This window comes from Amycolatopsis acidicola (assembly GCF_007713735.2).
GTDB lineage: Bacteria > Actinomycetota > Actinomycetes > Mycobacteriales > Pseudonocardiaceae > Amycolatopsis_E > Amycolatopsis_E acidicola.
In genome coordinates this window covers 25,683-38,997 of sequence record NZ_VMNW02000050.1, presented here as the reverse complement: position 1 = coordinate 38,997, position 13,315 = coordinate 25,683, and the positions used below count along the sequence as shown (strand labels likewise).

The following is a 13,315-nucleotide window of genomic DNA, read 5'->3' as shown; positions in this document are numbered from 1 at the left end:
CTAAGCCGACACCCCGGGCGCGGCCACTCCATCGCGGTCCACAATGGACTCGCTCCGCCGCCCCACGAGGTGGAATACGCGGGAAAGCCGCCGGTACGGATCGCGCTTGCTGGCTTCCAGTTCCACGGCCGCCACCTGCCGCGTGTCGGCCGGGTCGAGGTCGGCGCCACCGAATTCCAGCCAGTCCACGAAAAGCCACACCCCGTACCAGCGCACCGGTTCCACGCCCCGCGCACGGACCAGCTCGCCCAATTCCTCCACGGTCGTGGCGTACGTCGGCAGGCCCAGCACGCCGATCTCGCTCGTGGCGTCGAACGAGGCCAGCGCGTCCTCCCAGCGGCGCTCCATGGCCGGGCGCACGACCGAGGCCTCGGCGTTGCCCGCCATGATCGAGACCACGCCACCGGGTGCGACGCACCGGCACAGCTGGTCGAGCAAAGGCGTCGGATCTTCGTAATAGCCGAGTACGCCGTGGCACAGCACGGCCGCGAAACGCTTACCGCCCACCGTTTCTTCCGCGTTCGCGCCGTCGGCCTCCACCAGGGTCACACGCCGTTGCGCCTCCTCCGGCAGCTGCCGGAGGAGGCGCCGGGCTTTGTCCAGCATCGCGGGGGAGGGGTCGAGCAGCGTGACCTCGTACCCGGCGCGGGCGAGCGGGAACGACTGGTGCCCCGCGCCGCCCCCGACGTCGAGCACCGGGGCCGGAGGCGGCGGCAGGTGCTCCAGGAGCTGCTGGTGCAGCACGTACGTGCGCACCCGGCCCTTGACCGTGGCGTAAGCACCGTCGGCGAACTGGTCGGCCACATCGGCCCAGATGTCCTCGCCCATGGGCCCGAGCTTAGTGGTTGGTAACCAGTAACCTGAGCGCATGGCTGGGCGGATGAGCGGACCGGAACGCCGGTCCCAGGTGCTGGGGATCGCCGCGGCGGAGTTCGCGGACCACGGCCTGCACGGCGCGTCGGTCGAGGCGATCGCGCGCGAAGCGGGCATCACGCAGGCGTATGTGTTCCGCATGTTCGGCACCAAGAAGGCGTTGTTCCTGGAGCTGGTCGGCGCGGCGTTCGACACCTTCAGCGAGGGCATGGCGCGCGCCGCCGGGGAGGAGGACGGGATCGCCGCGCTGACGCGGATGGGCGCGCGATACTCCGAATCGCTGGCCGACCGCACCACGCTTTTGCTGCAACTGCAAGGCTTCGCGGCCTGCGGGGACCGCGAAGTCCGTGATCTGGTGCGCGAACGGTTCGCCCGCATGTGGGAAACGGTGGCCGCGAAATCCGGCCTCGACCCGGTGACGGTGAAGGCGTTCCTCGCCTTCGGGATGCTGCTGAACAACGGCGCCGCGCTCGGCGTCGAGGAGCTGGACGAGCCGTGGGCCGAGGGCGTGCGCACCAGGATCCGGCCCGGACTGTTCGACCACATCACCAGCGGCACCAATGAGGACCGTCCGCTATCCTGAAGTCGACGTCGACTACAGGTCTGTGGAGGCCGTGCGAGGAGCCGAAGATGACTGGGGCCAGCAGCGGGACCGGCGCGGACACCGAACCCCGGCCGTTGCCCGTGACAGCGCGCGGGCGCCGGAGCCGGCAGGCGCTGCTCGACGCGGCGAAGGTGGTCTTCGCGCGGGACGGGTTCGCCGAGGCCAGGATCACCGACATCGCGGACACCGCGAAGGTCGCGCATGGGTCGTTCTACACCTACTTCTCCTCCAAGGAGGAGATCTTCGTCGCGCTGCTGCATGAGCTGGAGGACGAACTGCGCAACCCGACCGAAGCCAGTGCGCGGGACGAGGAAACGGCCGGGCAGCCGCACGAACCCTACGAGTCGATCCGGCGCGCGAACCTCGCGTATCTCCGGGCGTACCGCGAAAACCACGCCGTCATGATCGTCTGGGAACAGGTCGCCACGCTCAACGGCGAGGTCGAGGACCTGCGGCGGGAGGCGAGCGACCGGTTCGCCCAACGCATCGAGGACGCCGTCCGGCACTGGCAGGAGACCGGCGTGGCGGATCCGGCCGTGGACCCGGTGTACGCGGCGAACGCGCTCACCGGGATGGTCAGCAACTTCGTCTACCGCTGGTCCGCGCGCGGCGCGGAGTTCGAGCTGGAGAAGGCCGCCGAGCAGTTGTCCCTGTTGTGGGCCAACGCGATCGGCGTGCGGGTCCCGGAACACCGCGGCTGAACCCGGCGAAAGCGGGGCCCCGCACGGGACCCCGCTTTCCCTTGTCCTGTCAGGGGCCGCTGCGGATGGGTTTCGCCGCGTGGTCCGGGTCTTCGGTGAACTTCAGCCAGAGCGTCGCCGGGCCGTGGAACAGGAAGCTCGGCCGGTAGGGCGGCGGGTACTCCTTGCCCGGGGCCAGTTCGATCGCCGAGAAGCGGTCGGTCAGCTCCTCCAGGGCCACCTTCATCTCCTGCCGCGCCAGCGGCGCGCCGATGCACAGGTGCGGGCCCCAGCCGAAGGTCATGTGCCGGGTGGTCTGGTCCTCGTCGAGGTCGACTTTGTCCGCGTTGAGGCCGTAGGCGGACTTGTCGTAGTTGGCTCCGGCGAAGGAAAGCCAGACGAAGTCGCCCGCCTTGATCTGCTCGCCGCCGACCTCGATGTCCGCCTTGGCGCGCCGGAAGATTCCGAGCGCCGGGCCGGCCACGCGCAGCATTCCTTCGATGTAGTTCGGGATCTTCTCCGGCTCCCGCCGCAGCCGCTGGTAGGTCTCCGGGTTCGTCGCGAGGTCTTCGAGCATTCGCGACATAGCCGCGTCGGAGGTGTCCGCGCCACCGACGACGAGCAGCTGGTACACCATCATGAGATCGTCCCGGCTCATCCGCTCCGGGCTCTTTTCGTTCTCGTGCACCACCATCGACGTGAGGTCGTCGGTGGGGTTGCGGACCCGGTCCTCGGCCGCGGCGTTGAAGTAGTCGTCGAAGTCGAAGCGCGTCTTCGACAGCTCACGGATGTTGTCGTCGGACATGTCCTCGGTGGCGATCATCGAGTTGAGGTCGGTGACCCAGCCGCGCAGCTTCTGCCGGTCCTCGTCCGGCAGCCCGAGCACCGCGGAGATCACCGCCATCGGGTAAGGCTCGGCGAAGGTGCCGACGAACTCGACCTCGCCCGCCTTCGCGGCCACGTCGTCGAGCAGGCCGCGGGCGATCCGCCGCATGTTGTCGGCACTGCGCCGCACAGCCGTCGGCGTCAGCGCGCGGTTGATGATCCGGCGGTGTCGCGTGTGGACAGGCGGATCCGAGAACAGCAGCACGCGCCGCGCGCCCGCGCCGTAACCCTCGATGCGGTGGCGCGTCTCGGGATTCTCGCGGGCCAGCTCGATCATGCGGGTCCACACCGCGTCGGCCTTCTCACCGATGCACTGCTCGGCGGAGAAATCGGTGTTGTTGTTCAGCACCTGGGTCGCCAGCTCGTAGCTGCTCACGACCCAGAAGTTCGCGTCGGCGTACCACGAGATGGGCGCCTCTTCGCGGGCCGCGTCGAAGTGCGCGAACGGGCAGCGCAGCGCCTCGCTGTCGAATTCGAAGACCGGCGCGTACTTCGGCCGCGCCGTCTCGGGGGTGGTCGTCACTGTGCCTCCTGCTTCGTCGAAGGATCGGTCTCAGGCGCGGACGAGCTGTCCGCCGTCGACGGGAACCGAGATGCCGGTGATGTAGCGGGCCTCGTCGGAAGCCAGCCACAGCACGGCGTTGCTGACGTCGACGGGCTCCAGCCAGGGGTTGGGCAGGATCGTCAGCCCCGCATAAGCCCCGGCGATGTCCTCGGTGGACGGATTCGGGTTGTCCGGGAGGAACTGCGAGATCAGCGCCTTGTTCATGGACATGTCGGTGTTGATCAGCCCCGGGTTGACCGTGTTGACCCGGATCGCGTGCGGGCCCAGCTCCTGGGCCAGCGTCTGCATCAGCCCGATGATCCCGGCCTTCGACGCGGAGTAGTGCCCCATCCCGCCGAAGCCCTTGATCCCGGCCACCGAGCTGACCAGCACGACCGAACCGCCGCCGCCCTGCGCGATCATCGCGGGCACGGTGGCCTTGACGGTGTTCCAGGTGCCGGTCAGGTTCGTGTCGAGCACTGCCTGCCACTGTTGCGGCGTCAGCTCCCAGGCCGCGCCGAGCGTAGAGATCCCGGCGTTCGCGACGACGATATCGAGGGAGCCGAGCGTCTCCTTCGCGTCGCCGACGGCCTTTTCGAGCGCGCCGAGATCGCGGATGTCGGCGCGCACGGTGACGACGCGCCGGCCCTGTTTCTCCACGAGCGCGGCCGTCTCCGCGAGGTCCTCCGGGGTGCCCATCGGGTACTGCACGCCTTCCTCCTGCGTGCAGTGGTCCAGGGCCACGATGTCGGCGCCCTCCTCCGCGAGCCGGACGCAATGCGACCGCCCCATCCCCTTGGCGGCCCCGGTGACCAGGGCGACCTTGTGCGCCACGCGTGCCATCGCACTCTCCTCTTCGAGTCGTGTCGGCTGGGTCACACCGTAGCCAAACACGAAGTTGACGGCAATTTCAAGTCGAACTTGAAGTCGACGTCGAGTCGTCGTAGGTTGGGGGAGCCACGGCGCAGGGGCCGTGGCGCGGACCGGAGGAGGTCGGGGTGCCGGGACAGGGCGTGTACGCACAGTTGCGCGTCGTGGATCTGACGCGCGGCGTGGCCGGCGGGATCACCACGATGCTGCTCGCCGACGCGGGCGCCGAAGTGATCCGGATCGACCTGCCCGGTGACCCGTTCGCGGGGCTGTCGGGTTACCGCGTCTGGCACCGCGGCAAGCGGCGCGCGACGCTCGACCCGGTGTCCGATGTGGACGAGATCCGCGCGCTGATCGCGACTGCGGACGTCCTCGTGGAAACTTTCGAGGAAGCCCCGTCCGGTTTGGACGCCGTTTCGCTGGCCGCGCTCAACCCGCGCCTGGTGCACTGCTCGATCACCGGCTACGGCGACGCCGCCGCGCACCGCGGCCGCCCGGCGGTGGACTCGCTCGTCGCCGCGCGCACCGGGCTGCACTGGGAGGCCAGGGGAGTGCCGGGCACCACGATCGGCGCGCTGTCCGGGCGCGTGGATCCTCTGGCGGATCTGGAGACCGGCCCGGTGACGGCGGTCGGCCCGGACCGGGCCGGCCCGATGTTCACCGGGATCCCGTGGGCGAGCAACGCGGCCGCGTACCTGGCGACGATCGCGGTGGCCGGTGCCCTGCGGGCGCGTGAAGTGTGCGGGCGCGGGCAGCACGTGGCGACTTCCCTGGTGCAGGGGGTGCTCTGCTCGACGGCGATCGCGTGGCAGCGGGCGGAGGATCCGGACAGCGAGAGCTACCTCGGCTGGACGACGGATCCCCGCGCCCCCAAGGGGTTCTACCGCGCCTCCGACGGCCGCTGGATCCAGCAATGGGTGCAGCTGCCTTCCTTCATGCTCGGCGTCAGCGAAGGGGACGAGCTGGCCGTGCCCCACCGGGGCGGTGTCTCGCCGAAGGACGCGGACCTGCGCATCGCCACCGACTACACGGACATGGTGCTGCTGCACCACTTCCACCCGCAGATGGAAGCCGCGGCGGCCCGGTTCCCGGCCGCGGACTGGGAGCGGGTCGCGGCCGAGGCCGGGGTGCCGTTCGAGATCGTCCGCCCGCCGGAGGAAGCCCTGCTCGACCCGGCCCTGCTCGACGACGGCTGTGTCGTGGAGCTGCCCGACCCGGACCACGGGGCGATCCGCGCGGTCGGCTCCGTGCTGCACCTCGCCGACTGCCCGGCCCCCATCGGCACGGGCACCGTCCCGCCCGGGACGGACACGGCGTGGGTGCGCGAACAGGCCTCGCGTGAGCCGGAACCCGCGCCCGCGGGCACCGAACCGGTGGCGCCGCTCGCCGGAGTCCGGGTGCTCGACCTGGGGCTCGCCATCGCGGGCCCGTACGGGGCGCAGCTGCTGGCCGATCTCGGCGCGGACGTGATCAAGGTCAACGCCCTGCACGACGACTTCTGGATGCGCACCCAGTACTCGCACATGTCCAACCGCGGAAAGCGCTCTCTCGCGATCGATCTCAAGGACCCGCGCGGGCTCGCCGTGTTCTACGACCTCGTGCGGGGCGCGGACGTCGTGCACCACAACATGCGCTACGGCGCCGCGAAGCGGCTCAAGATCGACTTCGAATCGCTGCGCGAGATCAACCCCCGTCTCGTCTACTGCCACACCCGCGGCTACGAACACGGGGCCCGCGACGCCAAACCCGCGAACGACCAGACGGCGGCGGCACTCGCGGGAACGGAGTGGGTGGACGGCGCGGCGGACAACGGCGGCACCCCGATCTGGCCATCGATTTCCTTGGGGGACACCGGAAACGGCCTGTTGTCCGCGATCGCGGTACTGCAGGCGCTCTACCACCGCGACCGCACCGGACGCGGCCAGTTCGTGGACACCTCGATCCTCTACGCGCACCTGCTCAACGCGTCGATGGCGTGGACGACCCCCGGCGGCGCGGCGCGCGGCGACCGGCCCGTGGTCGATGCCGACAGCTGGGGGATCTCGCCGCTGCACCGGATCTACCCCGCCCGCGAGGGCTGGCTCTGTCTCGCCGTGCTCACCGACGACGACCGGCAGCGCCTGGCGAAGGCCGTGCCCGCCGCGGCCGGCGCCACCGGCGAAGCCCTCGCCGAAACGCTCACCGCCGCGTTCGCCGCCGACACCGCCGAGGCATGGGGGAAGACCCTCGACGCGCACGGCGTCCCGGCCGAGGTGTGCGCGAATGCGCCCGGCACGGTGCTGTTCGACGACCCCGGTCTCAAGGACTCCGGCCTGATCTCGGCGTACCGGCATCCGGTCACCGGCGACATGGAGATGGCGGGGCGGCTGATGGATTTCGCGGGCAGCCGCGTGCCGGGCCGCCCGCCGCTGATCGGCGAGCACACCCGCGAGATCCTCACCGAACTCGGGCTCGGCGACGTCGATGTGGACGCGCTGCTCGAAGCAGGCGTCGTCCGGGACGGTGCCGCGTGATCGACTACACCCGGCACCGCGATCGGTGCGCCATCGCCGGGATCGGCGAAACCGAGTACACGAAGCGCTCCGGGGTGAGCGACCTCGCGCTCGCCGTCACCGCCTGCACGAGGGCGCTCGAAGACGCGGGGATCGACGCGACCGAGGTCGACGGCATCGTCCGCAACGACTTCGACCTCGTGACGCACAACGAACTCGCCGACGCGCTCGGCGTGCCGGACCTGACGTACTGGGGTATCAGCGGCGCGGGTGGTTCGGCGGCCCCGGCGCAGGTGGCGCAGGCCGTCGCGGCGATCGAAAGCGGTCAGGCGTCGACGGTTCTGGTGTTCCGCGCGCTCAACGGGCGCTCCGGCGCCGACCGGTACGGCCAGACCCGCCGCGCCACCGACGGCCCGCCGGAGGTCGGCGGCGGAAGCACCTACGACGAGTACTTCCTCCCCTACGGGCTCGTCGCGGCCGGTCAGGCCTACTCGATGGTCGCGCGGCGGCACATGATCGAGTACGGCACCACGTCCGAGCACCTGGCGCATATCTCGCTCACCTGCCGCGAGCGCGCCAACGCCAACCCGCGCGCGCAGATGCACGGCCGCGCCATGACGATGGCCGACTACGAGAACGCGCGGATGATCTCGGATCCCTTGCGGCTGTTCGACTACTGCCTCGAAACCGACGGTGCCTGCGCGCTCGTCGTGACGTCGGCGGAACGCGCCCGGGACGGCCGCAGGCCACCCGCGTTGATCCGCGCGGTGTCGATGGGCACCGGGCCCGAGCCCAAGGGCGGGGTGCTGTTTCCCGTGCTGCTGCGAGATTCCTACACCACCTTCCCCTCCGCGGCGGTCGCCCGCACGCTGTACGAGCGCGCCGGGTTCGGGCCGGACGAGGTCGGCGTCGCCCAGATCTACGATTGCTTCACCATCACCGCGCTGATCCAGCTCGAGGACTACGGCTTCTGTGAGAAGGGCGAAGGCGGCCCCTTCGCCGCCAGCGGCGCGCTCGGCCTCGACGGCCGGCTGCCGGTCAACACCGGCGGCGGGCACCTGTCCGAGGGCTACATCCACGGGCTCAACCACGTCGTCGAAGGCGTGCGGCAGATCCGCGGCGAATCCACTTCGCAGGCGCCCCACAGCGAAATCTGCCTCGTGACCGGCGGTTCGCCGCCCGCGTCCAGCGCGCTGATCCTGAGGAGGGACGCATGAACCTGCCCGTGCCCCGCACCACCGACCCGGACTCCGCCGAGTTCTGGGCCGGGGCCGCGCGCGGTGAACTGCTCGTCGCCATCGGGCAGGACGGCACGCCGGTGCACCCGCCGCGCAGCACCGGCGTGAACACGCCCGTGCGATGGGTCGCCGCCGCCGGCACGGCCCGCCTGCACACGTGGACCGTCAGCCGGCGCACCGTCGACCCGGCTTTCCCCGCGCCTTACACCGTCGTGCTCGTGGAGCTCGACGACCACCCCGGAGTCCGGTTCGCCGGGCAGCTCCCCGGAACGCCCGAACTGCACGCCGGCATGCCGATGCGCGTCGAGTTCGCGGACAGGGACGGAATCGCCGTCCCGCAGTGGATCCCCGCCTGAGAAAGGACAGTCGTGCCCGAGACCGAACAGGACAAGCTGGCCGTCGTCGACAAGCTCGTCGAAGCTTTCAACAAACCCGATTTCGCCGCGCTGGAGGAGATCCTCGCCGAGGACATCGTGTTCAGCCACAAGAACAAGGGCATGGAGGGCAGCGGGCGTGAGCAGCTGCTGTCGAACATCAAGATGATGAACGACGCTTTCCCCGGCCGCACCATAACCGCCACCAAACGCGGCGCGGTGACCGGGGACGTCGTGTTCCGCGAGGCCGAATGGGGCGGCACCGCCGCGGTGGACGTCCCGGGTTTCGCGAACGCGGGCGAGCAGGCACACCTCGACACGATGACGATCTTCGTGATCCGCGGCGGGCGGATCCACGAGTGGAGCGACTTCGGCTGAGGAGGGAAGAACCCGTGGGAGTACTGGACGGAAAAGTGGCGCTGGTGACCGGCGCCGCCCGCGGCCAAGGCCGCTCACACGCGGTGCGGCTCGCCGGTGCCGGGGCCGACGTGATCGCCTACGACCTCTGTGCGCCCGTGCCCGAGATGCCGTACCCGATGGCCACCGCCGACGACCTCGCCGAAACCGCGCGCCTGGTGGAAAAACAGGGACGGCGCGTGGCCACCGCGCGGCTCGACGTCCGGGACGGCGCCGAGATCGCCGACGGGGTCGCCCGGGACGCCGCCGCGCTGGGCGGGCTCGACATCGTGGTGGCCAACGCCGGGATCTCCACTATTCTGTCCACACCGGACACCCCGGCGCGGGCGACGTGGGACGCGGTCGTCGGCGTCAACATGACCGGTGTCTGGAACACCGTCGAAGCCGCGCTGCCGGCCCTGCGGAAGACCGGCCGCGGTGGCTCGGTCATCCTGATCAGCTCGACCGCCGGGCTCAAGGGCCTCGTCGGCGCGCCCGGCACGCCGGCGACGCTGGCCTACACCGCGAGCAAGCACGGCGTGGTCGGGCTGATGAAGGCGTACGCGGTGGGGCTGGCGAAGGAAAGCATCCGCGTCAACACGGTGCATCCGACCGGCGTGGACACCCCGATGATCGAGAACCCCTCGCTCGGGGACTACTTCGCCGAGCACCAGCAGGACCAGGCCATGATGGCGAACGCGCTGCCCGTCGAGCTGCTGCCGCCCGGCGACATCAGCGACGCGGTGCTGTGGCTGGCTTCCGACGCGGCGAGGTACGTAACCGGTGTCGCGCTGCCGGTGGACGCGGGGTTCCATGTCCTCTGAAGCACTCGAGTCCGAGCTGGCCGATTTCACCGACGCGGCAAGGAAGTGGCTCGCAGCGCGGCTGCCGCCACGGGGCGACGCGTCGCGCCGTTCCGTGGCGGTGTTCCACGACCTGCCGTTCGACGAGGAACGCGCGCTGATCGCCCGGATCCAGGACTGGCTGCGGGAGAAGTTCGACGCCGGCTACGGCGCGTTGTCGTGGCCCGTCGAACACGGCGGCGCGGGGCTGTCGGCGTTGCACGAGGAGGCTTTCGCCGAGGCGGAGCGCGAGTTCGAGACGCCGGGCCAGCACGAGCTGACGTCCGTGAGCACCGCCCTGATCGCGCCGACGGTGCAGCTTTTCGGGACCGTGGAACAGAAAGAGCGTCTCGTCGAGCCGTTGCTGCGCGGGGATGTGCTGGCGTGTCAGCTGTTCTCGGAGCCGGGCGCTGGATCGGACCTCGCGGGGCTCGCGACCAGAGCCGTCAAGGACGGCGACGAGTGGGTGGTCACGGGGCAGAAGGTGTGGAGCTCCGGCGCGCAGTTCGCGGGCTGGGGCGAGCTGATCGCCCGCACCGACCCGGATGTCCCGAAGCACCAAGGGCTTACGACGTTCCTGCTGCCGATGGACACCCCGGGTGTGGATGTGCGGCCGCTGCGGCAGATGTCGGGCGGTTCGTCGTTCTGCGAGGTGTTCCTCGACGAGGTGCGGATCCCGGATTCCCTGCGGCTGGGCGAAGTCGGGCAAGGCTGGTCGGTGACGCTGGCGACGCTGGGTTTCGAACGCGGCCACTCCGGCGCGAACGCCGACCTCGGCGGCGGTTTCACTCAGCTCGTGGACGACGCGCGGAAACTGGGCCGCACCGGCGATCCCGAGGTGCGGCGGCTGCTCGCCGACGTGTGGATCGCGGAACGGGTGGCGGCGGTTTCGGCGCAGCGCGACCGGGAAACGCGGCTGGCCGGGGGCGAGCCCGGGCCGCTGGGCTCGTTGCGGAAACTCGCCTGGGCGCAGCGGTTGCAGCTGGTTTCGGCGGCGGCGGCGGTGGTGCTGGGGCCACGGCTGGTCGCCGACGCCGAAGACGGCAGTTACCGCTGGAGGGAGCATTACCTCGGCGCGCCCGGGTATCGCATCGCGGGCGGTTCGGACGAGGTGCAGCGCACGATCATCGCGGAGCGCCTGCTGGGGCTGCCGCCGGAGCCGCGCGCGGACCGTGGCGTGGCATGGAAGGACATTCCGAAGTGACGACGATCGAGGAGGCGGTGGCGGCCGTCCGCGAGGGCGGTCAGCCCTTGCAGGGCCGCACAGCGCTGGTGACAGGCGGCTCGCGCGGGCTGGGGCGGGAGATCTCCATCGCGTTCGCCGCGGCCGGCGCGAACGTGGCTGTGGCGTCGCGGAAGAAGGACGCGTGCGAGAGCCTCGCGGAGGAGCTGGCCGCCGCGACGGGCAGGAGCGTCACCGCGCACGGGGCGCACGTGGGGGAGTGGGACGGGCTCGGCCCGTTGCTCGACGAGGTCGAGCAAGCGCTCGGACCGGTGGACATCCTGGTCAACAACGCCGGGATCGCGCCGACCTATCCCTCGCTCGCGGAGGTGAGCGAGACGTTGTTCGACAAGGTCATCGGCGTCAACCTGAAGGGCCCGTTCCGGCTGATGGCGGTGGCGGGCGAGCGGATGGCCGCGCGGGGCGGCGGGGCGATCCTCAACATCTCTTCGATGGCGTCGGGGCGCCCGACCGCGGGCGATCTCCCTTATGCCGCCGCGAAAGCCGCGCTGAACACGCTCACGGCGGGGTTCGCGCAGGAGTACGGGCCGGGCGTGCGGGTGAACACCATCCTGGCCGGCCCGTTCCGCACCGACATCAGCAAGCACTGGGACCCGGACACCGTGGCGGACATGGCGAAGGCTTGGCCGTCGAAGCGGGTCGGCAACCCGGAGGAGATCGTCGGCGCCGCGCTGTACCTGTGCGGGCCGAACGCGAGCTACACGACCGGCGCGCTGCTGGCGGTCGACGGAGGGAGGCTGGCGGCGCCGTGAAGACTGTCGATGATTCCTTGTTCACCCCGGATCGCACCGCCCTGCTGGGCAGCCGGTGCGCGGACTGCGGGGCGTACACCTTCCCGCGCCAGGGCGGCTGCCCGCGGTGCACGGGCGCCTCGATGGAGGACGTTCCGTTGTCCCGCAAGGGAACGCTGTGGTCCTGGACGATTCAGGGGTTCCGCCCCAAACCGCCCTACACCGGTGCCGACGACACCTACGGGGTCGGCTACGTGGAGCTGCCGGGGCAGCTGATCGTCGAGTCGCGGCTGACCGAGGCGGACCCGGCGAAGCTGCGGATCGGGATGCCGGTGGAGTTCACGCTCGTGCCGTTCCGGGACGACGTGCACACGTTCGCGTTCGCGGCGGTGCGGGATGAGTGAGGTCGCGATCGTCGGCGCCGGAATGCACCGGTTCGGCCGCACCAAGGGTGTTTCCGGCCGGGCGCAGGCCGTGCACGCGGCGCGGGAGGCGCTCAAAGACGCTGGTCTGTCCTTTTCGGACGTGCAGTTCGCCTTCGGTGGCTCGCATTCGGCCGGTGACGCCGACACGCTCGTGTCGGAGCTAGGCCTCACCGGGTTGCCGTTCATCAACGTGTACAACGGTTGCGCGACCGGCGGTTCCGCGCTGATCGCGGCCGAGGCGGCGATCCGGTCCGGGCAGCACGACGTCGGGATCGTGATCGGCTTCGACAAGCACCCGCGCGGCGCGTTCGACACCGACCCGGCCGAGCACGGTATCGGTTCGTGGTACGGCGAGACCGGGCTGATGGTGACGACCCAGTTCTTCGGCATGAAGATCCAGCGCTACCTGCACGAGCACGATCTCGGCGCCGGGGTGCTGGCGAAGATCGCGGAGAAGGCGTTCCGCAACGGCGCCCGCAACCCGATGGCCTGGCGCCGCAAGGAGATCAGCGCGGAGGAGATCGCGGCCGCGCCGATGATCTCGCACCCGCTGACCCAGTACATGTACTGCTCGCCCGGCGAAGGCGCGGTCGCTCTGGTGCTGTCCAGCGCGGACCGTACCCGCGAGTACACGAGCAGTCCGGTCTTCCTGAAGGGTGCGGCGTTCCGCAGCCGCCGGTACGGTTCGTTCGAGGTCTTCGCGCCCTGGACGGCGATCGACAGGGCGGAGTCGCCGACGGTGGAGGCTTCGGCCGCGGCGTTCGAGGCTGCCGGTGTCGCACCGTCCGAAGTGGACGTCGCGCAGATCCAGGACACCGAGTCGGGCGCCGAGCTGATGCACCTGGCCGAAACGGGCCTGTGCGCGCACGGCGAACAGGAAAAGCTGATCGAAGACGGCGAAACCGCGATCGGCGGGCGGCTCCCGGTCAACACCGACGGCGGCTGCTTGGCCAACGGTGAGCCGATCGGCGCCTCCGGCCTGCGGCAGGTGTACGAGAACGTCCAGCAGCTCCGCGGAACCGCGGGCGAGCACCAGGTACCGGGCACCCCGAAAGTCGGGTTCACCCACGTCTACGGAGCGCCGGGCATCTCAGCCTGCACGGTGCTCACGGTCTAGG

At 70.6% G+C, this 13,315-nt stretch carries 14 protein-coding genes; 11 read left to right on the top strand and 3 right to left on the bottom strand.

What is annotated here, in order from left to right; all coding sequences use genetic code 11:
- Positions 1-828, bottom strand: coding sequence for a methyltransferase (locus tag FPZ12_RS27905; RefSeq protein WP_144748723.1), 828 nt, complete (start codon positions 826-828; stop codon positions 1-3).
- 40 nt (positions 829-868) lie between these two features.
- On the opposite strand from FPZ12_RS27905, the gene FPZ12_RS27900 reads away from it, so the two are divergent.
- On the top strand, positions 869-1,456 hold the full coding sequence (locus tag FPZ12_RS27900; RefSeq protein ID WP_243770063.1) for a TetR/AcrR family transcriptional regulator: 588 nt from the start codon (positions 869-871) through the stop codon (positions 1,454-1,456).
- A gap of 47 nt (positions 1,457-1,503) precedes the next feature.
- Positions 1,504-2,178 (top strand): TetR/AcrR family transcriptional regulator, encoded by a 675-nt coding sequence (locus FPZ12_RS27895; RefSeq protein WP_144748724.1) that lies wholly within the window; start codon positions 1,504-1,506, stop codon positions 2,176-2,178.
- A 49-nt stretch (positions 2,179-2,227) separates the two neighbouring features.
- Here FPZ12_RS27895 and FPZ12_RS27890 read toward each other — a convergent pair whose 3' ends face one another.
- Together FPZ12_RS27890 and FPZ12_RS27885 are read right to left on the bottom strand one after the other, a co-directional pair.
- Positions 2,228-3,565 (bottom strand): cytochrome P450, encoded by a 1,338-nt coding sequence (locus FPZ12_RS27890; protein WP_144748725.1) that lies wholly within the window; start codon positions 3,563-3,565, stop codon positions 2,228-2,230.
- Positions 3,566-3,595: 30 nt separating this feature from the next.
- Positions 3,596-4,429 (bottom strand): mycofactocin-coupled SDR family oxidoreductase, encoded by an 834-nt coding sequence (locus FPZ12_RS27885; RefSeq protein WP_144748726.1) that lies wholly within the window; start codon positions 4,427-4,429, stop codon positions 3,596-3,598.
- Between the two features lie 155 nt (positions 4,430-4,584).
- Between FPZ12_RS27885 and FPZ12_RS27880 the strand changes: the two genes are divergently transcribed.
- From FPZ12_RS27880 to FPZ12_RS27840, 9 genes are read left to right on the top strand one after another with little or no spacing between them, the layout of a single operon-like run.
- The gene (locus tag FPZ12_RS27880) at positions 4,585-6,969 is read left to right on the top strand and encodes a CaiB/BaiF CoA-transferase family protein (protein ID WP_144748727.1); all 2,385 of its coding nucleotides are present in this window, start codon (positions 4,585-4,587) and stop codon (positions 6,967-6,969) included.
- Entirely contained in the window at positions 6,966-8,165 is a 1,200-nt protein-coding gene (locus FPZ12_RS27875) for a thiolase C-terminal domain-containing protein (protein ID WP_144748728.1), read from the top strand. Before FPZ12_RS27880 ends, FPZ12_RS27875 begins: the two co-directional genes overlap by 4 nt.
- Complete coding sequence (locus tag FPZ12_RS27870) at positions 8,162-8,542, top strand: Zn-ribbon domain-containing OB-fold protein (protein ID WP_144748729.1); 381 nt, start codon at positions 8,162-8,164, stop codon at positions 8,540-8,542. The genes FPZ12_RS27875 and FPZ12_RS27870 overlap by 4 nt, the downstream gene beginning before the upstream one ends.
- A gap of 12 nt (positions 8,543-8,554) precedes the next feature.
- Positions 8,555-8,938 carry a nuclear transport factor 2 family protein gene (locus FPZ12_RS46635; protein ID WP_144748730.1) on the top strand — a complete coding sequence of 128 codons (384 nt, stop codon included), beginning with the start codon at positions 8,555-8,557 and terminating at the stop codon, positions 8,936-8,938.
- A 14-nt stretch (positions 8,939-8,952) separates the two neighbouring features.
- On the top strand, positions 8,953-9,780 hold the full coding sequence (locus tag FPZ12_RS27860; RefSeq protein WP_243770062.1) for a mycofactocin-coupled SDR family oxidoreductase: 828 nt from the start codon (positions 8,953-8,955) through the stop codon (positions 9,778-9,780).
- Positions 9,770-11,002 (top strand): acyl-CoA dehydrogenase family protein, encoded by a 1,233-nt coding sequence (locus FPZ12_RS27855; RefSeq protein WP_144748732.1) that lies wholly within the window; start codon positions 9,770-9,772, stop codon positions 11,000-11,002. Before FPZ12_RS27860 ends, FPZ12_RS27855 begins: the two co-directional genes overlap by 11 nt.
- Positions 10,999-11,793: an SDR family NAD(P)-dependent oxidoreductase gene (locus FPZ12_RS27850; protein ID WP_341771238.1), complete on the top strand. Its 795-nt coding sequence runs from the start codon at positions 10,999-11,001 to the stop codon at positions 11,791-11,793. Before FPZ12_RS27855 ends, FPZ12_RS27850 begins: the two co-directional genes overlap by 4 nt.
- Entirely contained in the window at positions 11,790-12,176 is a 387-nt protein-coding gene (locus tag FPZ12_RS27845) for a Zn-ribbon domain-containing OB-fold protein (protein ID WP_144748734.1), read from the top strand. Before FPZ12_RS27850 ends, FPZ12_RS27845 begins: the two co-directional genes overlap by 4 nt.
- Entirely contained in the window at positions 12,169-13,314 is a 1,146-nt protein-coding gene (locus FPZ12_RS27840) for a thiolase family protein (protein ID WP_144748735.1), read from the top strand. Before FPZ12_RS27845 ends, FPZ12_RS27840 begins: the two co-directional genes overlap by 8 nt.
- Position 13,315 lies beyond the last annotated feature (1 nt).